The 25,197-nt window shown below is 65.0% G+C and carries 23 protein-coding genes and 1 pseudogene; 15 read left to right on the forward strand and 9 right to left on the reverse strand.

What is annotated here, in order from left to right; genetic code table 11:
* Nucleotides 1-10: 10 nt before the first annotated feature.
* A complete protein-coding gene (locus ACVILL_RS20370; protein ID WP_456730687.1) occupies nt 11-1,141 on the reverse strand; it encodes a GNAT family N-acetyltransferase in 1,131 nt (376 codons plus the stop codon).
* A 487-nt stretch (nt 1,142-1,628) separates the two neighbouring features.
* Here ACVILL_RS20370 and ACVILL_RS20375 point away from each other — a divergent pair, with 487 nt between their 5' ends.
* From ACVILL_RS20375 to ACVILL_RS20385, 3 genes are all read left to right on the forward strand, one after another.
* On the forward strand, nt 1,629-2,438 hold the full coding sequence (locus tag ACVILL_RS20375) for a WecB/TagA/CpsF family glycosyltransferase (RefSeq protein ID WP_456734311.1): 810 nt from the start codon (nt 1,629-1,631) through the stop codon (nt 2,436-2,438).
* Nucleotides 2,439-2,511: 73 nt separating this feature from the next.
* A complete protein-coding gene (locus tag ACVILL_RS20380; RefSeq protein ID WP_456730688.1) occupies nt 2,512-3,801 on the forward strand; it encodes an O-antigen ligase family protein in 1,290 nt (429 codons plus the stop codon).
* On the forward strand, nt 3,798-4,823 hold the full coding sequence (locus ACVILL_RS20385) for a glycoside hydrolase family 5 protein (RefSeq protein ID WP_456730689.1): 1,026 nt from the start codon (nt 3,798-3,800) through the stop codon (nt 4,821-4,823). Before ACVILL_RS20380 ends, ACVILL_RS20385 begins: the two co-directional genes overlap by 4 nt.
* Before the next feature lie 11 nt (nt 4,824-4,834).
* Here the strand turns inward: ACVILL_RS20385 and ACVILL_RS20390 are convergent, their stop codons facing one another.
* Nucleotides 4,835-6,031 (reverse strand): amidohydrolase family protein, encoded by a 1,197-nt coding sequence (locus ACVILL_RS20390; RefSeq protein WP_456730690.1) that lies wholly within the window; start codon nt 6,029-6,031, stop codon nt 4,835-4,837.
* A 118-nt stretch (nt 6,032-6,149) separates the two neighbouring features.
* Between ACVILL_RS20390 and ACVILL_RS20395 the strand changes: the two genes are divergently transcribed.
* The gene (locus ACVILL_RS20395; protein ID WP_456730691.1) at nt 6,150-7,436 is read left to right on the forward strand and encodes an MFS transporter; all 1,287 of its coding nucleotides are present in this window, start codon (nt 6,150-6,152) and stop codon (nt 7,434-7,436) included.
* A 139-nt stretch (nt 7,437-7,575) separates the two neighbouring features.
* Here the strand turns inward: ACVILL_RS20395 and ACVILL_RS20400 are convergent, their stop codons facing one another.
* From ACVILL_RS20400 to clpB, 5 genes and pseudogenes are all read right to left on the reverse strand, one after another.
* The gene (locus tag ACVILL_RS20400; protein ID WP_456730692.1) at nt 7,576-7,770 is read right to left on the reverse strand and encodes a hypothetical protein; all 195 of its coding nucleotides are present in this window, start codon (nt 7,768-7,770) and stop codon (nt 7,576-7,578) included.
* A 77-nt stretch (nt 7,771-7,847) separates the two neighbouring features.
* Entirely contained in the window at nt 7,848-8,663 is an 816-nt protein-coding gene (locus ACVILL_RS20405; protein ID WP_456730693.1) for a family 1 encapsulin nanocompartment shell protein, read from the reverse strand.
* A complete protein-coding gene (locus tag ACVILL_RS20410) occupies nt 8,656-9,723 on the reverse strand; it encodes a Dyp-type peroxidase (RefSeq protein WP_456730694.1) in 1,068 nt (355 codons plus the stop codon). The genes ACVILL_RS20405 and ACVILL_RS20410 overlap by 8 nt, the downstream gene beginning before the upstream one ends.
* A gap of 144 nt (nt 9,724-9,867) precedes the next feature.
* Entirely contained in the window at nt 9,868-10,119 is a 252-nt protein-coding gene (locus tag ACVILL_RS20415) for a DUF2171 domain-containing protein (RefSeq protein WP_456730695.1), read from the reverse strand.
* 91 nt (nt 10,120-10,210) lie between these two features.
* A pseudogene (gene clpB / locus ACVILL_RS20420) lies at nt 10,211-12,824 on the reverse strand (ATP-dependent chaperone ClpB).
* 658 nt (nt 12,825-13,482) lie between these two features.
* Between clpB and ACVILL_RS20425 the strand changes: the two are divergent.
* The 5 genes from ACVILL_RS20425 to ACVILL_RS20445 all read left to right on the forward strand — a co-directional run bounded on the left by ACVILL_RS20425 (nt 13,483) and on the right by ACVILL_RS20445 (nt 16,728).
* Entirely contained in the window at nt 13,483-14,898 is a 1,416-nt protein-coding gene (locus ACVILL_RS20425; RefSeq protein WP_456730696.1) for a hypothetical protein, read from the forward strand.
* A gap of 86 nt (nt 14,899-14,984) precedes the next feature.
* Nucleotides 14,985-15,167, forward strand: coding sequence for a hypothetical protein (locus ACVILL_RS20430; protein ID WP_456730697.1), 183 nt, complete (start codon nt 14,985-14,987; stop codon nt 15,165-15,167).
* Nucleotides 15,168-15,291: 124 nt separating this feature from the next.
* Nucleotides 15,292-16,194 carry a DnaJ C-terminal domain-containing protein gene (locus ACVILL_RS20435; protein WP_456730698.1) on the forward strand — a complete coding sequence of 301 codons (903 nt, stop codon included), beginning with the start codon at nt 15,292-15,294 and terminating at the stop codon, nt 16,192-16,194.
* Complete coding sequence (locus tag ACVILL_RS20440; RefSeq protein WP_456730699.1) at nt 16,191-16,466, forward strand: chaperone modulator CbpM; 276 nt, start codon at nt 16,191-16,193, stop codon at nt 16,464-16,466. The genes ACVILL_RS20435 and ACVILL_RS20440 overlap by 4 nt, the downstream gene beginning before the upstream one ends.
* A 37-nt stretch (nt 16,467-16,503) precedes the next feature.
* Nucleotides 16,504-16,728, forward strand: a complete 225-nt coding sequence (locus ACVILL_RS20445; protein WP_016843345.1) for a hypothetical protein — start codon at nt 16,504-16,506, stop codon at nt 16,726-16,728.
* Nucleotides 16,729-16,733: 5 nt separating this feature from the next.
* On the opposite strand, the gene ACVILL_RS20450 is transcribed toward ACVILL_RS20445, so the two are convergent.
* Together ACVILL_RS20450 and ybaL are read right to left on the reverse strand one after the other, a co-directional pair.
* A complete protein-coding gene (locus ACVILL_RS20450) occupies nt 16,734-16,967 on the reverse strand; it encodes a hypothetical protein (RefSeq protein ID WP_456730700.1) in 234 nt (77 codons plus the stop codon).
* Nucleotides 16,968-17,031: 64 nt separating this feature from the next.
* The gene (gene ybaL / locus ACVILL_RS20455) at nt 17,032-18,765 is read right to left on the reverse strand and encodes a YbaL family putative K(+) efflux transporter (RefSeq protein ID WP_456730701.1); all 1,734 of its coding nucleotides are present in this window, start codon (nt 18,763-18,765) and stop codon (nt 17,032-17,034) included.
* 114 nt (nt 18,766-18,879) lie between these two features.
* On the opposite strand from ybaL, the gene ACVILL_RS20460 reads away from it, so the two are divergent.
* The 6 genes from ACVILL_RS20460 (at nt 18,880) to ACVILL_RS20485 (ending at nt 25,137) form a co-directional block, all read left to right on the forward strand.
* On the forward strand, nt 18,880-19,545 hold the full coding sequence (locus tag ACVILL_RS20460; protein ID WP_456730702.1) for an HAD family hydrolase: 666 nt from the start codon (nt 18,880-18,882) through the stop codon (nt 19,543-19,545).
* A gap of 9 nt (nt 19,546-19,554) precedes the next feature.
* A complete protein-coding gene (locus tag ACVILL_RS20465; protein WP_456730703.1) occupies nt 19,555-20,508 on the forward strand; it encodes a sugar-binding transcriptional regulator in 954 nt (317 codons plus the stop codon).
* A 449-nt stretch (nt 20,509-20,957) separates the two neighbouring features.
* Entirely contained in the window at nt 20,958-22,271 is a 1,314-nt protein-coding gene (locus tag ACVILL_RS20470) for an ABC transporter substrate-binding protein (protein ID WP_456730704.1), read from the forward strand.
* Nucleotides 22,272-22,406: 135 nt separating this feature from the next.
* Nucleotides 22,407-23,279, forward strand: a complete 873-nt coding sequence (locus ACVILL_RS20475; protein WP_024583852.1) for a carbohydrate ABC transporter permease — start codon at nt 22,407-22,409, stop codon at nt 23,277-23,279.
* A 4-nt stretch (nt 23,280-23,283) separates the two neighbouring features.
* The gene (locus tag ACVILL_RS20480; RefSeq protein WP_456730705.1) at nt 23,284-24,114 is read left to right on the forward strand and encodes a carbohydrate ABC transporter permease; all 831 of its coding nucleotides are present in this window, start codon (nt 23,284-23,286) and stop codon (nt 24,112-24,114) included.
* Between the two features lie 15 nt (nt 24,115-24,129).
* Nucleotides 24,130-25,137 carry an ABC transporter ATP-binding protein gene (locus tag ACVILL_RS20485; RefSeq protein ID WP_456730706.1) on the forward strand — a complete coding sequence of 336 codons (1,008 nt, stop codon included), beginning with the start codon at nt 24,130-24,132 and terminating at the stop codon, nt 25,135-25,137.
* Nucleotides 25,138-25,197: the final 60 nt, after the last annotated feature.

A 25,197-nucleotide genomic window follows, 5' to 3' on the forward strand; every position in this document is an offset into this window, starting at 1 on the left:
TCCGGCGGCGCTAGCGCGTGCCGGTCGAGGTGCGGATCGGCCTGAGGTCGGTCACCCGCTTGGCGGCCTGCTTGATCCAGGGCGCCTGCTTCAGGGCAAACAGGGCGAGCGCGCCGGCCGCGCTGCCGGCCTGCGTCACGGCCGACATCGGCGTCGGCTGACCGCCGAACTGCATCTTGTAGGGTTCGTCACCGATGGTGAAATCCAGCACCCGGCAGCCGCGCGCGATGCAATCCTTGGCGACGCTCTCGAACGTCAGCGCGCCGATCGATTGGCTCTTGTACCCCTCGACATCGAATGCCGTCATGACGACGAGGAGGCTGTCGCGGTGCACCAGCCCGAGGGCGGTGGCGATGACGTTGCCGTCCATCTTCATGGCATAGAGCCGGGTAAAGGAGCCCAGGCCGCGCAGCGCCACGCTCGAATAGAAATCGAAATACTCCGGACGCTGCAACAGGTCGCCGTCACCATGTGCATGGAAGCGCGGACCGCGAAACTTCCGCATCGTCGCCATGGCCTCGCCGATGGAAGCGGCGTCGTTGCAGCACGAGAAGGTGAGCGTGCCCTTCTTGTGGATCTGGCGCCATTTCTTTGCCAGCTCCTTCGTATAGGACTTGCCCAATGCATTGATCTGCCACTGCTCGAACGACGCGGCCAGCACCGTCGCGTAGGCATTGGTATCCATCAGGCTGCGGTGCGGCGCACCGAACAAATTCTCGATCGGCATCCTGGCATCGAGCAGCTTGGGCATGCGCAGCAGGTCGAATGGCCGGATCAGTTTCCGAAGCTTCTCGCAGGCCTGCCGGTCCTGCAGCAGATCGGCGAACGTCGCGGTGCTGCAGACCGGCGACAGGTAGTCGGACACGCGAAGATCGGCGAATTCAATCGTGCGCATCGGCCCGCGCCGGACGCGCAGCATCGGCAGCACGGCTGCAAGCGCCTTGCTTGCGCGATGACGCACGACGACGACCAGCGGCTTCGCGGCCGCGGCGGGAGCGAGCTTGTGGTAGAGACTGTCCAGCCACAGCGGATGCTGGAAGGCGGTCGCGTCCGAGCCCTCAAACAAGTCAGCATATTCTTCAGATAAGAAGTCGAATGCGTCGTCGATGCTGACATCGAAGGCGTCATCATTCTTATTCATGTGAGACCAAACAAGACGATTGTTTCAAAGCGCCGACCAAACCCGGCGCGGTGTCCTTATAGCAAGGCTGATCGGCTCGGGCAGCGGCAGAATACGATTTGTATTAATGTAGTGACTCGACCTTTGCACATTGTTGCTGATCGCGCGTTGCCTCGGTGGATCGACCGGTGATGGCGCGCCTCTATGGCCACGCCGAGCGACCGGCATCGTTAACAATTTCTTTACGGCCCGAACCAATGACACTGCGGCGAGATATCGCGCAGGTCTGGACTGGATATTGCAGTTCAGGGCACGCAAGTACTGGAGCCCTGCTGAAATGTTGAGTCACAGCCCAAAAGCCCGCGTTTCCCATGCAAAGTTGCGCCCGCAGATCGATCGCGAGCGGCCTCAGCGTCTCAATTCGGACACGGCTGCTCCGCCTGTCCGGATTTGCAACACTTCGCGTGGCGAGCAGGTGTCCTCGACCGGATCATCGACGTCGAGCGGGGTGCGGGAGCGCCGCGTCAATCCTGTCGGCAGGGCTGCGACCGCCGGGGTCCCCCGGGCAACCGTCGGCGGGCTGCGGCTCGCGGTGCTCGATCGCGAGCAGACCGCCGACTTCATGGTCGATGCGGTGTATCCGAACCGGCGCGTCAATCGTCCGCTGTACCTGACATCGGCCAATGGCGAGGTGCTGTCGCGCTGCTCGACCGAGCCGATGACCGACCGGCTGTTCCGCGCCGCCGACCTGATCAATGCCGACGGGCAGCCGCTGGTCATGGTGTCCAAACTCAAGTCGTCGAAGCCGCTTCCCGAACGCGTCGCGACCACGGATCTGTTCCACGACGTCGCGCGCAAGGCGGAAGAACTCGGGCTGACCTTCTATCTGCTTGGCGCGAACGAGGCCGAAAACAAGGCGGCGATCGCCAATGTCCGCCGGGCGTATCCGGCGCTCAAGATCGTCGGCCATTCGCACGGCTATCTGCGCGGCGATGCGCTGCGGGCCAAGGTGGACGAGATCAACGCCCTGGCGCCGGACTTCCTCTGGGTCGCGCTCGGTGTGCCTTACGAGCAGGCCTTCGTCGACGAATACATGCAGCGGCTCGGCAATGTCGGCGTCATCAAGACCTCGGGCGGATTGTTCAACTTCCTGTCCGGCTCGCGGCCGCGCGCGCCGAGATGGATGCAGATCGTCGGCCTCGAATGGGCCTGGCGGCTTTGGCTCGAGCCACGGCGGTTGTTCTGGCGCTATCTGACGACCAATCCGCACGCTCTCTATCTGTTGTTCAACAGGACCCGATCCTCAACCAAAGACTGAAGCGCACCGAGTGCAATACGCACTCCGGCCCGATCCACCGGAGTGCAAGCTCATCTGATGAGCGGAGTACAATATGGATGGCCGTGCCTTCGACGATCCGATCTGGCAAACGCCCAGCGTAGAGGCAGGCAGCTTCGCGCGGACCGTCGTCGGCTGGTCGATCACCATCAATGTGATCATGTCGATGGGGACCTTTCACGCCGCGCTGCTGCCGACCGAGCTGACCCTGGTGCAGCAGGCCGTCGCGCTCCTGATGTGGGCTGTGCCGATCTACGCGAGCCTGTTCATCCGACCGTGCCTGCGGCTGGCCTTCAATCTCGACACTTTGGTGATCGTCGCATTTTATGCATTCGCGACGGTTTCCGTGTTCTGGACCAGTCTGAGCCCTGCTTCGCTCATGAAGGCGGCGGCACTTGCGATCACGACACTTGGCGCGTTCTGCATGATCACCCGCCTCGACATCGACGACATCGTGAAGGCGACGACCCGCGGTCTCTTCGTACTGATTGCAGGCTCGGCGTTCTGCGCGGTCGCCCTCCCTGACATTGGGATCGATCAGACCTGGATGCACAAGGGACAGTGGCAGGGCGTCTTCGAATCGAAGCAAACCCTCGGCTTCGCCAGCGCCTATCTGATGTTCTTCGCTTGCTATCGGAAGATCACCGGACAGGGATGGCTGCCGTTCCTCGTGACGTTCGTGCTGGCCTCGGCCTGCGTCATGCTCTCGGAGTCGCGCGGCGCCGGTGCCCTGTCGCTGGTGGCCTGCGCGCTGCTGCTGACGTCCCTGTGGTCGGTCAGATGCATGCAGGTCTACGCCGTCCTGCCATGCGTGATGTGCGTCGCGGCAGCACTATTGGTCCTGTATTTCTACACGACCGGATACGACTCGATTCACGTCTTCGACACGACGATCGATTTCACCGAGCGAACCTTCATCTGGCAGTACGCCATCAGCCATTTCGATGACGCGCCATTGCTTGGATTCGGCATCAACGGGTTCTGGACCAATCCGGAGATCTACGACTATTTCAACCAGAACCACGGCTGGGTGCTCGACAATTACCATAACGGCTACATCGCCGTTCTGGTCGAGACCGGATTCCTGGGCTATTTCCTGTTCACGGCAAGCGTGTTCCTGTTTTCCTACAAGATGCTCTGCCTGATCGCCGCGCGCGCAATCGACCGCCTGCACTGCGCGCTGATCATCGGGTTTGTGTTCCTCAACTGCCAGACCAACTTCACCGAGACGGTGTTCCTTCGCTCGACGATGTTCACGTCGGTGCTGCTGATCGCGTTCTTCTTCGCCATCTGCCGGCCGGTGCCGGCGTCGCGTGTCCGATTGCGCGGGTTGGAGCAGCCATGACGGCGTTTCGATTGCTTCTGCGGAGAGCCTTCAGCGTCCTGCCGGCGGCGCTGCTTGCTGCCGTTCTGATCTCGCCGGTGAGTGCAGCCGGGCAGGGCGCGTCTCCAGACGTCGCGGCGCTGGGGCGCGGCATCAATATTCTTGGCTATGACGGCATCTGGGAAGGCTACCAGAACGCACCCTTCCGCCTGGAAAACCTCGCCGCGATCCGCAAGGCGGGCTTTTCGCATGTCCGGATCAACTTCTTCGGCTTCAGGCACATGGATTCCGGCAACATCCTGGATGATGCCGTGCTGCGGCGCCTCGACGCCGTGATCGAGCAGGTGCTAGCGAACAGGCTCGTTCCGATCCTCGATGAGCACGACACCGCTCTCTGCCAGCGCGACGTTGCGGTGTGCGGTGTGAAGCTCAAGGCATTCTGGCGCCAGGTCGCGTCGCGCTATGCGGGACGATACCCGGCGCTGCTGTTCGAGATACTGAACGAGCCGGGCGGGCACATGACCTCGGCCGAGTGGAATGCGCTGCTCGCGGATTGCCTTGCGATCATCAGGGAGACCAACCCGCAGCGCAATGTCGTGGTCGCCGTCCTGAACACCGAGGAGCTGCCGATCGACCGGCTGGCGCTGCCCGCCGGCGACAGGAACCTCATCGTCACATTCCACTATTACCTGCCGCTGCAATTCACCCATCAAGGCGCGCCGTGGTCGGCGATCTTCTCGAAGATCGGCCCGTTGAGCTGGGGCTCAGCGGAAGACCAGGCGAAGGCCGCCGCCGATTTCGACAAGGTCCGGTCCTGGTCGGAGAAGGAGCAGCGCCCAATCTATCTTGGCGAGTTCGGCGTCTACGAGCGCGCGCCGGCGGAGAGCCGGGCGAAGTATCTGTCGTTCATGGCGAGAGGCGCGGAGCGAAACGGCTGGGCGTGGGCCTATTGGCAATTTGATCACGATTTCGCGGCGTTCGACGGCGCCCGGCAACGCTGGAAGGCGGACATCCTTCGCGCGATCATTCCACCGCGTCGCTGAGCCCCGCTGGATTACCTGACAACGCGATTGTCGCGCGCGACGAGGATGCCGTTCTTGTAGACGGACCGCCCGGCAGGCCGCGCGACCACGGCCTCCTGGATATGCACGGCGTTCAAGGTCACGAAGTCGGCCTTCGCGCCCACATGCAGGCCATAGTCTTGCAGCCTGAGCGCCTTGGCACCGGCCGCGGTGACCATGTCGAACGCGATCGCGAGTTCGTCATCGGTGTAGAAGCCCGAGCGGTATCCGATCATCATCGCGCGGCCCAGCATGTCGCCATCGCCATAGGGCCACCAGGAGTCGCGGATGTTGTCGTTGCCGCTGAACACCGTGACGCCGGCGTTCCTGAGCGTTGCGACGGGCGGGAACGGCCGGCTACCCGGCGCATTCGTCATGATCGCCACACCCGAGCGCGCCAGGACGTCGGCGGTCTTCTTCAGCGCATCGGCGGGAATGTCGCCGAGCCCGTAGGCATGGCTGACGGCGACGCGGCCCTCCATACCGAGCGCGCGCGTCCGCGCCGCGATCTGCTCGACCTCGAAGGCACCGAGCATGCCGCCATCATGGAGATGGATGTCGACATCGACGCCGTGCCTCTGCGCGACGCCGAACACGACGGCGAGATGCCCCTCGACGTCGCGATCGAAGCTGGCGGGATCGAGCCCGCCGACGGCATTGGCGCCGAGCTTGATGGCCTCATCGAGCAATTGCGGCGTGCCGGGGCTTTTGAGGATACCGCTCTGCGGAAACGCCACGAGCTGGATGTCGATCAGGTGCCTGTATTCGTCGCGCACCCTCAGGATGGTCTCGAGCGACTTCAGGCCCACCGAGCCGTCCACCATGACGTGGCTGCGCATCTGCGTCGTGCCATGCCCGATGCAGAGGTCGAGCTGGTTCCGCGCCCGCACGTCCATCGGAGCTGCGGCCGCGAGGTTCTCGGCCTGAAACGCAACCCGCTCATGGACGTCGAATCCGTTGGTGCAGGGCCGGTGCGGCCGCCAGCTGTCGCCATAGAAGCTGGTGTCGAGATGGATGTGGCCCTCGACGAAGCCGGGCACGACAAGCGCGTTGCCGAGATCCACGATCTCGGCTCCGGCCGGACGCGCGCCGCTCGCTTCGATCGCAACGATGCGGCCGCCACGAACCAGCATATCGCGGCTCGTGCCGTCACCGAGCCTCGCGTTGATGAAGAGCTTTTCAGCCGGCATCGGATCTGTCCTTCTTCGCTTGCGTCACATGCAGATCGCGCTGCGCGCGCCACGCCTTGCTTAACATGATCGGAGGAATAATACTCCCCTCGCACAAGCAGACAAGGAACCGAGGGCGTTGTCCGAGATTGCGAGCAGGGAATTCGATGTCAAGCGCGCAGCCTTTGCCGCGACCATCGGCAACATGCTGGAGTTCTACGACTTCATCACCTACAGCTTCTTTGCGACCGAGATCGGCCACACCTTCTTCCCCGCGCAGAGCGAATACGGCAGCCTCATGCTGTCGCTTGCGACCTTCGGCGCCGGGTTCCTGACGCGGCCGATCGGCGGCATCGTGCTCGGCATCTTCTCCGACCGCGTCGGCCGGCGGCCGGCGATGTTGCTGAGTTTCGCGCTGATGGGCGGCGCGATCCTGACCATCGCGCTGACGCCGTCCTATGCCGCGATCGGCATCGTGGCGCCGATCATCGTGATCCTGGCGCGCATGGTTCAGGGCTTTGCGCTCGGCGGCGAGGTCGGGCCGACCACGGCCTATCTCATCGAGATCGCAGCGCCGAGGAACCGCGGCCTGGTGGTGGCATGGCAGCCCGCCAGCCAGGAGATCGCGGCGACGGTCGGCGCGCTTGTCGGCGTCATCCTGAGCAGCACGATGGCGCCCGACATGCTCCAGGCCTATGGCTGGCGCGTCGCGTTCCTGCTCGGGGCAGTCTGCCTGCCGTTCGGCATCTGGATGCGTCGCACGCTGCCGGAAACGGTGCCCCACGGCGAGCGCGCTGCCGCCGCCGTCGAGAGCTCGAACCACGTCGCGCTGGCGCGGCGGCACCTCCGCGTGATCGTGCTGGCGCTGATGATCCTGGCCAGCGGCACGATCTCGACCTACGTGACGCAATACATGACGACCTACGCCAAGAACACGCTGCACGTGTTGCCGTCGCTGGCGTTCACCGTATCGCTGGTGAGCAACGGGTTGCAGATCATCGGCGCGGTGCTCGGCGGCTGGCTTGCCGACCGGCTCGGGCGCAAGCCGATCATGATCTGGCCGCAGCTGGTCGTGCTGGTGCTGACCTATCCGGCCTTCCTGTGGATCGTCCGGGATCCCGGCGCGTGGTCGCTGCTGTTCGGTTTCGGCGTCCTGTCATTCATCGGCTCGCTGCCGTTCACGGCGTTCTATGCCGCCTTCACGGAAGCGCTGCCGCAGAACATTCGCGGCGGCGTATTCGCCACGATCTACGCGGTCGCGATCGCGACGTTCGGCGGCACCGCGCAACTCGTGGTCACGTGGCTGCTGCACGTGTCGGGCGATCCGCTGGCGCCGTCCTGGTATCTCTTGCTCGCGGCCGTGGTCGGCATCGTGGCGATGAGCCTGCTGCCCGAGACCGCACCGGTGAAGGTCGGCGAGAAATAGAGCATGATCCAGAAAAGTGCGAAGCGGTTTTCCCTCGCGACAAACGCGAAGCGTTTGCGCGGAGAACATGCCCAAATAGCAAGCCAAAACGCGATGACGCTTCAACCCGATCTCATCGCGCTTTAGCCGGCCGCCGCGCTCAGTCCATGTCGCGGAAGGCGTGGCCGTTGGCCTCGATCTCCTTCACGAGCTGCGGCGGCAGGTTGGCCGGCGTCGAGGTGCCGTCGAACACCCAGTCCTTGGCATCGGCCAGATCGGGGAGGCCGGCGCCCTTGCGGACATAGAGACCGACCGCCGCCTTCTTGGCGTTGAGGTAGAGATCATATTCCTGCATGCGCGCCTCCTCTCCGTTTCACGTTTGGTGGAAGCCTCGGCAACGGCCGGAGACTTCTCGAGTCAACGCCGATGGGGCTAAGCAGGCTTCTTCGCCTCCGGCGCAAGTACCACTGACGCCTCGCTGGTCAGCATCAGGAAGGTAATCGTCTCCTGGAAATACAGCTGGACCGAGGTCGCGGAGTGGCTGAGATAGCCGATCGAAAGATCCTGGCCGATCGAGAGCTGGAAGTCGCCGCCGCGGGTGGTCAGCAGGATGCCGCCCTCGATCGCGGGCGCCCAGATGATCCTGTCGTCGACCAGGCGCTGGATGTGCTGCAGCACCGGATAGCCGTCGTCGGTCGCGCCGCCGATCGCGGTATAGGGCTCGGTGCCGAGCAGCAGCGTGTAGGGGCCGTTGACGCCGGCGAGGCGCAACTGGCTGACCGCCTGCGCGACCACGCCAGGGTAATTCTTGACGCTCGACGGCAGCGTCAGCACCGGGTTGCTGGTGCCCTGGCGGATGCCCTGAATGCCGGCGGCCGCGTAGCCATTGAACACCGCGCGATCCTCGGCGAACGCGATCTTGCGCGCGGCGTCCTTCAGCGGATCCCAGTCCGAATCATTGGAGCCGCGCTCGACATCGTCGATCGCCTGGCGCGAGAGCTCGAACGGGATGCGCAGCTCGACCAGCGCCCGGACGTCGCGTTGCATCGCCTCGACGCCGTCACCGGGCGTCGCAATCTTCTTCAGATGGCCGGTGCCGACGGCGGAGAAATCGGTTCCCTTCGGGCCATCGACATCGACGACACGGCGCGCCGCCAGATGGCGCTTCAACGTGCGCGAGGCTTCCTCTTCGATCTGGGCCCAGGCCGCGTCCGAGATGGGGGCTAATCCCCGATGAAGATTATTCATGTCCAGCGTCTCCTTTCAGTGAGCCGATGCCGAGCGAGCCGTCGGACGGCGGCTGTCTTGGCGCGGGTTTGTCGTCAGCCTCGGCGTCATCCTTGGCGTCATCCAGCGACGGTTCGGCGGAGGGAGGCGCCGCATTCGCGGCATCCTCCAGGAAATTGGCCGACGGGATGAAGAACAGCGTGCCGGTCACGGCACGGCTGAAGTCGAGCAGGCGGTCGTAATTGCCGGGCGGCTTGCCGACGAACATGTTCTCCAGCATCCGCTCGATCCGGTGCGGGGATTTGGCATAGCCGATGAAATAGGTACCGAACTCGCCCTTGCTGATATTGCCGAACGGCATGTTGTCGCGGACGATATCGAGCTCCTCGCCGTTCTCGACGATGGTGGTCAGCGCGTTGTGCGCATAGCTCGGCTTCACGGAGTCATCGAGCTCGATGTCGGACAGCTTGGTGCGGCCGATGATCTTCTCCTGCATCTCGACCGGCAGCTCATTCCACTTCTTCATGTCGTGCAGGTATTTTTGCACGATCACATAGCTGCCGCCGGCGAAGGCCGCGTCCTCGTCGCCGATGATGGTGGCATCGGTTGCCGCCTGGTCTTCCGGATTCTCCGTGCCGTCGACGAAGCCGAGCAGGTCGCGCTCGTCGAAATATTTGAAGCCGTGCACCTCGTCCGAAGTGGCAACGGCATCGCCGAGCCGCGACATGATCTGGGTCGCGAGCTCGAAGCACAGGTCCATCGGCACGGCGCGGATGTGAAACAAGAGGTCGCCCGGGGTCGCGACGGCGTGGTGGACGCCGTTGATCTCGCGGAACGGATGCAGGCCTTGCGGCTTCGGCGCGCCGAACAGCCGGTCCCAGGCATCCGAGCCGATGCCCATCACGCAGGACAGCCGGCCCTCGAGATCGCGGAAGCCGACGGCGCGCACCAGCGCAGCCAGGTCGGCGCAGAGCGACCGCACCACCGCATCATATTCCGGATCGGGCTTGATCGTGACCGCAAGAAAGATGGCCGCGCGCGTCAGCTTCGCAGCGACCGGTTGCGGAACGGCTGATGGCACGCATGTCTCCTTGACCAACGGCGATTCTGGCGACGAAAAGGCAGGGCCGGACGCCAGATTGACGTCCAGACAAAGGCAGAGGAGCACGCAACCAGAACCATTACAAGGGCTCGGATGGCCCACCCGCTTGCAGAGGCGGCTGCGTCAATCGACGGGCTTTCCGGACTTCTCTTCCTCGAGGGTCACCGCGATCGCGGCGTTGGCCGATAGCCGGACCTTGGTGCCTTCCACGCCGGCGACGAAGCCGAGTTCGATAAAGTGGTGGTGGCCCTTGTGGAAGCCGTCGCTCTCGCTCTTCTTGAGCTTGATGCGGTTGCCTTCGACGCGATCGACGGTGCCGACATGCACGCCATCGGCGCCGATGACCTCCATGTTGTCCTTGATGTTCTGCGTCATGGCGCTCTCCCTGGTTGAAGATCAGCTTGCATATGATGCGCCCAGACGACGCGGCGATGACAGCGCGCGTCGTTGGTAGCCCGGGCTTGTCTCACACCGGTTCGAATTCGTCCGCCGCGGCGTTCTCCGGCTTTCTGCCGTTGAAGGTGAGGCCGGCCTTGGTGGCCGAGAGCTTGACCTCCGAGCCATCGCGCACGTCGCCGGAAAGGATCATCTCCGCGAGCGGATCCTGCACGCTGCGCTGGATCACCCGCTTCAGCGGCCGGGCGCCGTAGGCCGGATCCCAGCCCTTCTGCGCCAGCCAGTCGCGCGCTTTCGGGTCGAGCTCCAGCTCGATCTTGCGATCCTCGAGCAGCCTGCGCAGCCGCGCAAACTGGATCTCGACGATGCGGCCCATGTCGCTCTTCTGCAGCCGGTGGAACAGGATGATCTCGTCGATGCGGTTGAGGAACTCGGGGCGGAAATGCGCCCGCACCATATTCATCACCTGCTCGCGCACCGCGCCTGTGCTCTGGCCCTCCGGTTGGTTGACGAGGTACTCGGCGCCGATGTTCGAGGTCATGATGATCAGCGTGTTGCGGAAGTCGACGGTGCGGCCCTGGCCGTCGGTGAGACGGCCGTCGTCGAGCACCTGCAGCAGCACATTGAAGACGTCGGGGTGCGCCTTCTCGATCTCGTCGAACAGCACCACCTGGTAGGGCCGCCGCCGGATCGCTTCGGTCAGGGCGCCGCCCTCGTCATAACCGACATAGCCGGGAGGCGCGCCGATCAGCCGCGAGACCGAGTGCTTCTCCATGTATTCGGACATGTCGAGTCGGATCATCGCGGTCTCGTCGTCGAACAGGTATTCGGCGAGCGCCTTTGCGAGTTCGGTTTTGCCGACGCCGGTGGGGCCTAAGAACATGAACGAGCCGATCGGCCGGTTGGGGATCCTGCAGGCCGGCGCGGGCGCGGCGCACCGCGGTCGACACCGCACGCACGGCCTCGGCCTGGCCGACGACGCGCTTGCCGAGCATCTCTTCCATGCGCAGCAGCTTGTCCTTCTCGCCTTCCAGCATCTTGTCGACGGGGACGCCGGTCCAGCGCGACACCACTGCCGCGATATTGTCGGCGGTCACGGTCTCGCTGGCGGAGGAGGTCTCGCTGGCCTCGACCGCCGCGAGCCTCTTCTCGAGCTCCGGAATGCGGCCATAGGCCAATTCGCCTGCCTTCTGGAATTCGCCCTTGCGCTGCGCATTGGCGAGCTCGGTACGCAGCTGCTCGAGCTCGCCCTTCATCTTCTGCGCATCGGAGAGCTTGCTCTTTTCCGAGCGCCATCTCGACGTCATGTCCGCCGACTTCTTCTCCAGATCGACGAGATCCTTCTCGAGCGTCTGCAGCCGGCTCCTGGAGCCGAGATCGGTCTCCTTCTTCAGCGCCTCCTGCTCGATCTTCAGGCGGATGATCTCGCGATCGAGCGAGTCGAGTTCTTCCGGCTTGGAATCGACCTGCATCTTCAGCCGCGCTGCCGCCTCGTCCATCAGGTCGATCGCCTTGTCGGGCAGGAAACGATCGGTGATGTAGCGGTTCGACAGCGTGGCGGCGGCGACCAGCGCCGAATCCGCGATGCGCACGCCGTGGTGCTGCTCGTATTTGTCCTTCAGGCCGCGCAGGATCGAGATGGTGTCCTCGACCGTCGGTTCCGAGACGAACACCGGCTGGAAGCGCCGCGCCAGCGCCGGGTCCTTCTCGACATGCTTGCGGTATTCGTCGAGCGTGGTGGCGCCGATGCAATGCAGCTCGCCGCGGGCCAACGCGGGCTTCAGCAGGTTCGATGCATCCATCGCACCGTCGCTCTTGCCGGCGCCGATCAGGGTGTGCATCTCGTCGATGAACAGGATGATGCCGCCTTCGGCCGAGGTGACTTCCTGCAGCACGGCCTTGAGCCGCTCTTCGAACTCGCCGCGATATTTCGCGCCCGCGATCAGCGCACCGAGATCGAGCGCGAGCAGCGCCTTGTCGTGCAGGCTTTCCGGCACGTCGCCATTGACGATGCGCAGCGCCAGGCCTTCGACGATCGCGGTCTTGCCGACGCCGGGCTCGCCGATCAACACCGGATTGTTCTTGGTTCGCCGCGACAGAACCTGGATGGTGCGGCGGATCTCCTCGTCGCGGCCGATCACCGGGTCGAGCTTGCCGTCGCGCGCGGCCTGGGTGAGGTCGCGGGCGTATTTCTTCAGCGCGTCATAGGCATTCTCGGCCGATGCGCTGTCGGCGGTGCGGCCCTTGCGCAGCGCGTTGATCGCCGCATTCAGGTTCTGCGGATTGACGCCGCCCTTGGCGAGCAGCTTGCCGGCCTCGCTGTCCTTGTCGGCCGCCAGGGCCTGCAGCAGACGTTCGACCGACACAAAACTGTCGCCGGCCTTGTCGGCGGCCTGTTCCGCCGCGGCGAAGGCGCGCGCGGTCTCGGGAGCCAGATAGATTTGTCCGGAGCCCGCGCCGCTGACCTTCGGCACTTTCGCCAGCGCGTCCTCGGTCGCTTTCAGGATCGCGCGCGAGTTGCCGCCGGCCCGGTCGATCAGGCCGGCCGCGAGGCCTTCATTGTCGTCGAGCAGCACCTTCAGGATGTGGAGCGTCGAGAACTGCTGGTGCCCCTCGCGCATCGCGAGCGATTGCGCCGACTGAATGAAGCCGCGGACGCGATCGGTATATTTTTCAATGTTCATCGTGGCACCTCAGGGCAACACAGGCTCGTCGAGATCACGTCATGCCATGCATTGCCGCCGGTCGACAGATGGCGGAACGATGACATCCATCATGCGGCAGCCCAGCGCAATTGTGCCGGCGGAAAACCGCGGGCGCGATGCTGCCGCAATTGGCATCGTGTGGTCCTTTCTTGGGAGTGTCAATCGCCACGCGCGGCTGTCGGCATATCGCATCCGAGGCTTTGCGAATGAGTTGTTCGCCGTTGGCACTCGTCGGGAGGTACTGCTACGGCAGCACCGGCAAGCCCCGCCCACGCATCACGCCGATGGGGCCGATCGCAATTCTCTGCGCAGCGCGCAACCCGGCGGGTCCGGATCGCTGAAATCGTGCGAAGGCCAGAGTCGGATTCGCGTTTCCGGAAACGCTGACCGCGCACTGTGTCGTGCGCATCGATGATGCTGTGAGCGTCGTGCGTTGTTCCACTGAATCGCGCAGCGCTGTCACGGCACACTCTGAACTGTCGATGAATGGCTGCGTATGTGCGTTTCCGCTTTGCGTCGGTGCGTTTCAGGCTGGTGTAAGGTCAAAGCGCTAGCGATGAGTGCGTCGGTGAATTGCCGATGCGCGGAACTTTTGTTCCGGCGCTCACGTTCAACGTGCTCATCGAAGAGGCTCCCAATGACCACTCGTCTCCTATCGACCGTGTCGTGTGCAGCGATTGCAGCGGCGCTGTCCTTTGTGACTGCCGTGCCAGCAATCGCGCAGGATGCGGCGTGCTCGCCGGTCTCTGCCGTCGAGACTGCGCCGCCGCCGTTGCCGACATACGATCAGCCTCCGGTTCCCGGTCCTGGCTACATGTGGACGCCGGGCAATTGGTCATGGGACGAGGATCGCGGCGATTACTACTGGGTGCCGGGCACCTGGGTGCAGCCGCCGCGCGTCGGGCTGCTGTGGACCCCCGGTTACTGGGGCGCGTTTGGCGGCGGCTTCATTTACCATCAGGGCTATTGGGGTGACCGCGTCGGCTTCTACGGCGGCATCAATTACGGCTTCGGCTACGGCGGCTCCGGCTATGAAGGCGGCCGCTGGGATCGCGGCAACTTCTTCTACAATCGCACGGTGAACAATCTGCAGGGCGCGCAGATCAACAACGTGTACGAGAAGAACATCACGGTCAATCAGACCACCGTCAACAACGTCAGCTACAATGGCGGCCACGGCGGCATCGACGTGCGGCCCACGCCTGCCGAGCGCGCGGTCGCCAAGGAGCAGCACTTCGCGGCGACGCCGCTGCAACGCAAGCAGGTCGAGACCGCAAGCCAGGACCCGAGCCTGTTCAAGCGCACCAACAACGGCGTGCCGGCCGTCGCCGCAACGGCGCGTCCGGGCGAGTTGAAGGGACCGGGCGTGGTCCGCGCGCGGGCGGCCGGCGAGGCGGCGCCTGCCACCGCTGCAAAGCCGGCGGCTGCGGAGCCGGGGCATCCGGGAACAGCTGCGGCGCCGGCGACCGCACCGGCTAACGCCCACGCGCTCCCGGTCCCGGGCAAGGAGCTTCCGGCCGCGCAGCAGAACAAGCCCGCGGCCGAGGAGAAGCGCGCAACTCCTGCTGCTCCCGAAGCCAAGGTTGAGCCGCACCCGGGCGCACCGGCCGCTGCCGGGTCCCATGCGCTTCCGGTTCCGGAGAAGGGCGCAGTGGCGCATCCACCCGCCGAGGCGAACAAGCCTGCGGTCGCAGCGCCTGCCGCCGCGCCCAAGGTCGAGCCGCACCCGGCAACGGAAGCGGCGCGGCCTGCCGTGCAGGAGAAGAAGCCCGAGGAAGTGCGCAGGGAAGAGCCCGCCGCGAAGCCGGTCGCGCGACCGGAGACGGCAGCAAGGCCCGAAGCACGGCCTGAGGCGGTGCCGCACCCCGAGGCGCATGCTCCGCAGCCGCCCGCCGCGCATCCGCAGCCGGCCGAGCCCCATCCGCAGCAGGCCGCAAGGCCGGAGCCGCACGTTCAGGCCGCGCCGCCGCATCCGGCCGCGCCGCATGTTCATGCCGCGCCGCATCCTGCGGCAGGCCACCCTGCCGAGGAGAAGCGGCAGGAGCAGCACTGACGCGACGTTCGCGCTCCGCTGGCTCGTTCCGGCGGAGCGCGGTATTCTTCCGTCCGCGCGCAAGCAATCATCAGAGGAGGTCGGTGATGGCACAGAGTCACGGCGGCGATGGACAGCTTGACGATCGAAAGCCGCGGTTGAGCGAGGACGACATGCAGCGAGCTCTGCTCGGTCCGCGGGGCGTGCCGGGCAAGCCCGATACCGCCAAGATGACGCCGCAGCAGCAGAAGAACATGCCGAACTATCTGGATCCCGGACATACCTCGTAAGGCGGCGGTGACCTGAACGCATGCTGCGTCGCCCGTTGCCGGACGGCGGGCCTGCGCACTTGCAAATCGCCTGCTTTTGCGCCCTCATGATTGCAGGTGCACTCACGGTGTTGCGGAGCAGGTTGTGAGAAATCCGTACGAGGTCCTTGGCGTTGCCCCGACGGCGTCTGCGGCCGATATCCAGAAGGCCTATCGCAAGCTGGCGAAGAAGCTGCACCCGGATCTCAATCCGGGTGACAAGGCGGCCGAAGACAAGTTCAAGGAAGTCGCTGCCGCGAACGATCTGCTGAGCGATGCCGACAAGCGCAAGCGCTTCGACGCCGGCGAGATCGATGCCAGCGGCGCCGAGCGGCCGCAGCATCGCTACTACCGGGATTTCGCCACCGCCGATGAGGGGCATCCCTATGCCGACAGTTCGGGCTATGCCGACTACATGGACCAGGACGACGCATTCGCCGAGCTGCTCCGGCGCAGCGAGCAGGCACGTGCCAACCGGCGCGGCCGCGACCTGCACTACGGCCTTGCGATCGACTTCGCGGAATCGATCACCGGTGCGAGCAAGCGGCTGACATTGCCCGACGGCGGCACCCTTGACGTGACGATCCCGCCGGGACTCGTCGATGGCCAGGTCATCCGCCTGCGCGGCAAGGGCATGCCCGGCAGTGGCAAGGGCGGTCCCGGCGATGCGCTGATCGAGGTCGAGGTTCGTCCCGATCCGCGCTTCACCCGCGAGGGCGACGACATCTCGCTGGAATTGCCGATCTCGTTGTCCGAGGCGGTGCTCGGCGGCAAGGTCAACGTCCCGACGCCGACCGGTGCCGTGACCATGACGGTGCCGAAGGGCGCCAACACCGGCACGACGATGCGGTTGCGCGGCAAGGGCGCGCCGCGCGCCGGCGGCGGTCATGGCGATGAGTTCGTCAAGTTGAAGGTGGTCCTGCCCAAGGGACCCGATCCCGCGCTTGAAGCGTTCGTGTCGAGCTGGGATCGCAAGGCATTCAATCCGCGCGAGGATGGTGCATCATGAACAAGCAGCAGTTTCTCATCGATGCGGGTCTGGAGGTGCAGACCCTGGAGTTCTGGATCGAGCAGCAATGGCTGGTCCCGGACGAGACCGCGAGCGAGATCAATTTTTCCGACACCGACGTGGCGCGCGCGCATCTGATCCGCGACCTGAAGGGTGACCTCGGCGTCAACGACGAGGGGATCGACGTCATCCTGCATCTGATCGATCAGCTGCACGGCTTGCGCCGCGCGTTCGAGCAATTGCACAAGGACATCGCGTCACCGCCGCGCTAGCCGCCGCACCCCACCGAACCCAGCCCGGGAGACGATCATGACGGACAAGCCGACGCCGCTCGCCCATGGCGAGATCGACGTTCTCATCTTGCAGGCGCTGGTGCGCAAGCTGATCGCGAAGGGCGTGCTGACGCCGGATGACGTCCGCTCGATGCTGTTCGAAGCCGCGAAGAATCTCGACCTTGTCGGCAGCGAGCTGACGACGGAAGCCGCCAACATCATCGTGCAGGAAGATCTGGCGCCTGCATTCCTCGGTGGTTGATCTCGTCAGGTCTGGCCGCTGCGATTGGAAACCAGCCGTACTTGCGTGACCTGGCTGGCATTGCCGGCGAGATAGGCCTGCGCGTCGCGCACCAGCCGCTCCACTGCGGCCGTGTCGTAGCTTGGATGACGCGGGTTCAGATGCAAATCGGTCTCGATCTGCATCACGCTGGTGGTGTCCTCGGCGCCGATCTCGATCGAGAACGACACCAGCGAAACGTGTGGGCTCTTGAACGCCATCTCTCGATCTCCATTCATTCCGCGCAAGGCACGGGCATAGCCCTGGACGGTGTGCGCCGCCAGCTCAGGCTGCGGAATCTTCCCTTACGGTCGCCGCATCTGGCGTGGCCACACCCGCGTGTCCCCGGTCGAGCTCCTCGATCATGCCGCGGGCGATCTCGCGCTCGCCCATGATCACGATGTCGGCTCCGAGTCCCTTCAGATGATCGACCTCGGCGTCCGAATGCGCCCGCGCGATGATCTGGATCTCGGCATTCGCCGCGCGCGCCTGCTCGACGATCTGACCGGCCTCGAACGCTTCGGGAATGGCGATGACCAGCGATCGCGCGCCGGCCGGATTGGTCGCGCGCAGCACGCTGGCGCGCGCGGCGTTGCCCATCAGGGCTTCGATGCCGCGCTGCCTGAGTTTCGCGACCATGTCGTCGGAGGCCTCGACCGCAAGGAATGGCGCGTTGCGCTGATGCAAGGCGTCGCCGACAATGCTGCCGACCCGGCCGTAGCCGACGAGGATGGTGTGACCCTGCAAGTCGGTAACCGGGATCGGCTCGGCGGTCGCGACGGTTGGCGACGATGCTTGCGGCTTCTCGAGCCGCGCCGTCAGCCAGTCGATCACCGCGAACACCAGCGGGTTGAGCATGATCGAGAAGATCGCGCCGGCCAGGATCAGGTCGCGGCCGGCCTTGGGCAGCAGATTGAGCGCGACACCGAGCTCCGCGAGGATGAAGGAGAATTCGCCGATCTGGGCAAGGCTCGCGGAGATCATCAAAGCGGTCGCCATCGGATGCCGGAACAGCGCGACGATCAGCAGCGCGGCGAGCGACTTGCCGACCACGATGACGAACAAGGTCGCTGCGAACGGCCAGGGCTCGCGCACCACGCTGAGCGGATCGAACAGCATGCCGACCGAGACGAAGAACAGCACCGCGAAGGCGTCGCGCAGCGGCAGCGTCTCCTGGGCGGCGCGCTGGCTGAGCGGCGATTCCCGCAGCATCATCCCAGCGAAGAAGGCGCCGAGCGCCAGCGAAACCCCGAACAGCTTGGTCGCGCCGAACGCGATGCAGAGCGCGATCGCGAGCACGGTGAGCCGGAACAGCTCGCGCGAGCCGGTGTGCGCGATGTAGTGCAGCACCCACGGGATCAGCCGCCGTCCGACCACCAGCATCAGCGCGATGAACAGGGCGATCTTGATCAGCGTCAGCACCAGCACGCCGGTCAGCCCGAGGCCGAAGCGGGCGGCGAGCGGATCGGAGACGAGTGCTGCGCCGTCACCGCCCTGAAAACTCGCCACCGCCGGGAACAGCACCAGCGCGAGCACCATGGCGAGGTCTTCGACGATCAGCCAGCCGACCGCGATCTTGCCGCGCTCGGTGTCCATCAGCCGCCGTTCCTGCAGCGCGCGCAGCAACACGACGGTACTGGCGACCGACAGCGCCAGCCCGAACACCAGGCCCGCGCCGACGGTCCAGCCCATCAAGAGCGCGAGGCCGAGGCCCATCAATGTCGCGACCAGGATCTGGGCGACCGCGCCGGGCACCGCGATCGCGCGCACCGACAGCAGATCGTTCAGCGAGAAATGCAGGCCGACGCCGAACATCAGGAGGATGATACCGAGCTCCGCGAGTTCGGTGGCCAGCGCCTGGTCGGCGACGAAGCCGGGCGTGAACGGACCGACCGCGACGCCCGCGAGCAGATAGCCGACCAGTGGCGGAACCCGGAAGCGCTGGGCGATGGTTCCGAAGACGAAAGCTAATCCAAGACCCGCGACGACGGTCGCGATCAGAGGTGTGTCATGCGGCATTTCGCCTTGTCGCACAGCATCCCCGGCGGTGCACCGCGACCATTTGAGGCGCGGCATTCCGCGCGAAAATTGTGATCTATTGCTCATGGCGTGAGCATATGATCTCATGTCGGGATGGATCCGCGGCTTCCCGAGACAGATCTGGTCATCTTCGACTGCGACGGCGTGCTTGTCGACAGCGAGGAATTGAGCTGCCGCTGTCTCGCCGAGGCGATGGTGCGGGCCGGCATCGAGATGAGCACCGAGCGGGTGCTGGAGCTCTTTCTCGGGCGCAGCACCACGGCCCTGGTCGACTATTGTCGTGGCGTGGGAAAGCCGTTGCCCGCGACCTTTCTGCCTGAATTGGCGCATCAGGTGCGTGAGACGTTTCGTTCGCAGCTCACGCCGATCGCCGGCATCGCGGCGGTGCTCACGGAATTGCGGCTGCCGTATTGCGTCGCCTCATCGAGTGATCTCGATCGGGTAAGGTTCTCGCTGGAGCTGACCGGCCTTGCTGCGTTCTTCGGGCCGCGGCTCTACTCCTCGCAGGTGGTCAGGCACGGCAAGCCGGCGCCGGATCTTTTCCTGCATGCGGCAGGCGCGATGGCAGCCGAGCCGCGCCGCACGCTCGTGATCGAGGACAGCGTCAGCGGGGTGACGGCCGCGAAGGCGGCGGGCATGAAAGTGTGGGGATTTGTCGGCGGCGCCCACTATCGGTTGGCGGATGGCAGTGCTCTGCTGCGGCGGGCCGGGGCGGATCGAATCTTCGCCGCGATGACGGATTTCTGGATGGAAGGCTGACACAGGACGATGGCTGCGCCCGACAACGAAAAGTCCCGCCTCGACGATGCGGCGCGCGCCGGCTGGCTCTATTTCATCGCGGGCCACACCCAGGACGAAATTGCAAAGATGCTGCAGGTGTCGCGCGCCTCGGCGCAGCGCCTGGTCTCGCTGTGCCTGGCGGAGCGGCTGATCACGTTTCGCCTCGAACACCCGATCGCGGCCTGCATGGAGCTGGCCTCGCGGCTCAAGGAGCGGTTCGGTCTGGTGCATTGCGACGTGGTGCCGACTGATCCGGCGGCGCCGCTGTCGAATGCCGGGATTGCGGAGCGCAGCGCCAATCTGCTGGAGATGACGCTGCGCTCGGAGACGCCGGTCATCGTCGCGCTCGGCACCGGCCGCGCGGTGCGCGCCGCGGTCGAGCGGGTCTCGCCGATCGAGCGGCCCGATCACCAGATCGTTTCGCTGGTCGGCAACATCTCCGCCGACGGCTCGGCGAGCTTCTACGACACGGTGGGGCGGCTGGCCGACCGCACCGGCGCGCGCCATTACCCGATGCCGCTGCCGTTCCTGATGTCGAGCGAGGACGAGCGCAACCGCATGGTCCGCATCGATCCGATCGCCCGGGTGAGGGCGGTCGCCGCCAAGGCCGATCTTCGGCTGATCGGCATCGGCCAGATGGACCAGAAGGCCCAGGTCCATGTCGACGGCTTCGTCACCCGCGAGGAGCTGCTCGAGATGATGCGGCTCGGCGCGGTCGGCGAGATCACGGGGTGGGCCTATGATGCCAAGGGCCGTCTGATCAAGGGCGGCACCAACAAGCGGCTGACGAGCATTCCGCCGCAGATCCCCGCGGTCTCGACCACGATCGCCGCGGCCGTCGGCGCCGCCAAGGTGCCGTCGATCAAGGCCGCGCTGGTCGGCCGGGTGATCAACGGCCTGATCACCGATGAGGCGACGGCACGCGTGGTGCTCGATCGGTAGCTTGCCGTCTTGCCCCTCATGGTGAGGAGCGCGGGATGCGCGTCTCGAACCATGAGGCCCGGTTGGGCTTACATCTCGGGCCTGCATCCTTCGAGACGCCCGCTTCGCAGGCTCCTCAGGGTGACGGGGCGCGCAGCTCTATCCGCGTCATTGCGAGCGAAGCGAAGCAATCCATCGCGCGGCATACGCGGAAGCATGGATTGCTTCGTCGCTATCGCTCCTCGCAATGACGGGTGAATAGCTTCACAAGCTCTCAGGATGAGGAGTAACGGTTGTGCCGCGGCATAGAACGATCCTGTTCGCTTCCGCAAAAACCTCCATTCCAGGCTGTGGTGGAACCCGCAATCGCGCACGGCGGCGCCCCCCGCGCGCTTGACAAATTTTGACGACAGGATGAACATACGCTCAACACGTGGGCATATGCTCAACGTGACATAAGGGAGGTCACCTTGAAAAACGTCCTTTGCGCCGTTGCGGGCGCGGCCAGTCTTTTGATCTCTGCCCCCTCGATCGCCCAGACCACGCTGACAGTGGCGACCGTCAACAACGGCGACATGATCCGCATGCAGGGGCTCACCAGCGAATTCACCGCGAAGAACCCCGACATATCAGTCAAATGGGTGACGCTCGAAGAGAACGTGCTGCGCCAGCGCGTGACCACCGACATCGCCACCAAGGGCGGCCAGTTCGACGTGCTCACCATCGGCACCTATGAGGTGCCGATCTGGGCCAAGAAGAACTGGCTGGTGCCGCTCGACAAGCTCGGCGCCGATTACGACGTCGGCGACCTGTTGCCGAAGATCAAGGATGCGGTGTCGGTCGACGGCAAGCTCTACGCCGCGCCGTTCTATGGCGAGAGCTCGATGGTGATGTACCGCACCGACCTGTTCGACAAGGCCGGCCTGAAGATGCCGGAAAGCCCGACCTGGGACTTCGTGGTCGACGCCGCCAAGAAGCTGACCGACAAGTCGGCCGGCGTCTACGGCATCTGCCTGCGCGGCAAGGCCGGCTGGGGCGAGAACATGGCGTTCCTGACCGCGATGGCCAATTCCTTCGGCGCGCGCTGGTTCGACGAGAAGTGGGAGCCGCAGTTCAATTCGCCGGAATGGAAGAAGACGCTCACGACCTATGTCGACCTGATGAAGCAGGCCGGCCCTCCCGGCGCCAGCTCCAACGGCTTCAACGAGAATCTCGCGCTGTTCAACGCCGGCAAATGCGCGATGTGGATCGACGCCACGGTGGCGGCATCCTTCGTGACCAACCCGGCGCAGTCCACGGTCGCCGGCAAGGTCGGCTTCGCGCTGGCGCCGAACACCGGCCTCGGCAAGAACGCCAACTGGCTGTGGGCGTGGAGCCTGGCGATCCCCGCCGGCTCGAAGAAGGTCGATGCGGCCGAGAAGTTCATCGCCTGGGCGACCAGCAAGGATTATTCCAAGCTCGTCGCGTCCAAGGAAGGCTGGTCCAACGTGCCTCCGGGAACACGGGCCTCGCTGTACCAGAATCCCGAGTATCTGAAGGCGGCGCCGTTCGCCAAGATGACCTTGGCCTCGATCGATGCGGCTGATCCGAGCCACCCGACCGTGAAGCCCGTGCCTTACGTGGGTGTGCAATATGCGGCGATCCCTGAATTCCAGGGCATCGGCACCCAGGTGGGCCAGCAGTTCTCGGCCGCGTTGTCCGGCTCGACGTCAGTCGATGCGGCGCTGTCAGCCGCGCAATCCGCGACCGAGCGCGAAATGAAGCGCGCGGGCTACATCAAGTAGAGCACGCCTGACAACAGCCAGGGCGTGTCAAACGCCCCGGCCTCCCGACCAGCTTAGACCTCCCGAGCTGGGCCACTCGCGACCATCCTGTCCCGCAGCTGGATGGTCGCTCCTTTCCTTAAGAAGGAGGCGGGGATGGCGACCCAGCAGACCCAACTGCTCGCACGCACGCTGCTCACGCCGGCCGTGGCGCTGCTGTTCATCTGGATGATCGTGCCGCTGGCGCTCACGATCTACTTCGCGACCCTGCACTACAATCTGCTCGATCCCGGCTCCGAATCCTTCGTCGGGCTGGAGAACTTCCGCTACTTCCTCACCGATCCCGCCTTCCTCGCCTCGCTGCAGAACACGCTGGTGCTGGTCGGCTCGGTGCTCGCGATCACGATCATCCTTGGCGTGCCGCTGGCGCTGTTGCTCGACCAGCAGGTGGTCGGGCTCTCGATCGTCCGGCTGATGGTGATCGCGCCGTTCTTCGTGATGCCGACGGTGAGCGCGCTGGTCTGGAAGAACCTCTTGATGCATCCGGTGTCGGGCCTGTTCGCCTGGATTGCGCATCTGTTCGGCCTGCCGGCGATCGACTGGTTCAACGACGCGCCGCTGTTCTCGGTGATCCTGATCATCTCCTGGCAGTGGCTGCCGTTCGCGACCCTGATCCTGCTCACCGCGCTGCAATCGCTCGACGAGGAGCAGAAGGAGGCGGCCGAGATGGACGGGGCGAGCGCGATCTCGACCTTCATCTACATCACGCTGCCGCATCTGGCGCGTCCGATCACGGTGGTGATCCTGATCGAGACCATCTTCCTGCTCACGGTGTTTGCCGAGATCTTCGTCACCACCGGCGGCGGCCCCGGCCTGCAGACCACCAACATCGCCTTCCTGATCTACTCGCAGGCGCTGATCCAGTACGACGTCGGCAGCGCTTCGGCGGGCGGACTGGTCGCAGTGGTGCTCGCCAACATCGTCGCGTTCTTCCTCGTTCGCATCGTCGGCCGGAATCTGGAGGCATAACGTCATGGCGCGGATGGTCACGACACGGAACAAGGTGATCTCGACGGCGGCGGCCTGGCTGGTCGGCTTCCTGATCTTCTTCCCGATCCTCTGGATGGTGCTGGCGAGCTTCAAGACCGAGCTCGAAGCGTTCGCGATCCCGCCGTCGTTCCTGTTCTTCCACTGGACCACGGAGAACTACGTCACGGTGCAGGAGCGTAGCGACTATCTCCACCACGCGCTCAACTCGATCATCATCGCCGGCGGCTCGACCTTGATCGCGATGCTGATCGCGATCCCCGCGGCGTGGTCGATGGCGTTCTCGCCGACCAAGCGGACCAAGGACGTGCTGCTCTGGATGCTCTCCACCAAGATGATGCCGCCGGTCGGCGTGCTGGTGCCGATCTATTTGATCTACCGGAATTTCGGCCTGCTCGACACCCGCAGCGGCCTGATCTTCATCCTCTGCCTCGGCAACCTGCCGATCGTGATCTGGATGCTGTTCACCTATTTCAAGGAGATCCCGAAGGACATTCTCGAGGCGGCGCGGATGGACGGCGCCACGATCGGGCGCGAGCTGATCTACGTGCTGACGCCGATGGCGGTGCCGGGGCTCGCCTCGACCATGCTGCTCAACCTGATCCTGGCGTGGAACGAGGCGTTCTGGACGTTGAACCTGTCGACGCTCGAGGCCGCGCCGCTCACCGTGTTCATCGCATCCTATTCCAGCCCGGAAGGATTGTTCTGGGCGAAATTGTCGGCGGCGTCGACGCTCGCGATCGCGCCCATTCTCGTGCTCGGCTGGTTCAGTCAGCGGCAGCTCGTCCGCGGCCTGACCTTCGGCGCGGTCAAGTAGCAGAAAGGCTTTTCCATGGGTCAGATTACGCTGCAGGGTGTGCAAAAATCGTTCGGGCCGGTCCATATCATCAAGGGCGCCGACCTAGACATCGCCGACGGCTCCTTCGTCGTCTTCGTCGGTCCGTCCGGCTGCGGCAAGACCACGCTGCTCAGGTTGATCGCGGGGCTCGAGGACGTCACCGGCGGCGCCATCCTGATCGACGGACGCAACGTGGTGGACGTGCCGCCGGCCAAGCGCGGGCTGTCGATGGTGTTCCAGTCCTACGCGCTCTACCCGCATATGAGCGTGCGCGGCAACATCGCGTTCGGCCTGAAGATGGCCGGGATCGCCAAGGACGAGATCAACCGCAAGGTCGAGGCCGCGGCGGCGACCCTCAACCTCACGCCCTATCTCGACCGCAAGCCGCGCGAGCTCTCCGGCGGCCAGCGCCAGCGCGTTGCGATCGGGCGCGCCATCGTGCGCGAGCCGAAAGCGTTCCTGTTCGACGAGCCGCTGTCGAACCTCGACGCCGCGCTGCGCGTGCAGATGCGGCTCGAGGTGACGCGCTTGCAGAAACAGCTCGGCACCACGGCGATCTACGTCACCCACGACCAGGTCGAGGCCATGACCATGGCCGACAAGATCGTGGTGCTGAACGGCGGCAAGATCGAGCAATACGGTTCGCCGCTCGAACTCTACGAGAAGCCGGCCAACCTGTTCGTCGCTGGCTTCATCGGCTCGCCGAAGATGAATTTCGTCACCGGCGATCTAGCGAGACAGCAGGGCGCCACCACCATCGGCGTGCGCCCCGAGCATCTCAAGGTCGAGCGCGACGGGCAGGGCGGCTGGCACGGCACCGTCTCGGTCGCCGAGCATCTCGGCAGCGACACCTTCCTCTATGTCGACGCCGGACCGCTGGGAATGCTGACCGCGCGCTATGTCGGCGAGCTCGACCTGCATCCCGGCGACAAGGTGTCGCTGATCCCGGATCCGGCGCGCATCCATCGTTTCGACGACAGCGGAAAATCGATCCACGCATAGGGCGCGGAGGATCTCCACAGTCGATCTCGCCCTGGCCGGGGCGGCACGTCCGCGACATGC

The organism is Bradyrhizobium sp. USDA 3364 (genome assembly GCF_054056355.1).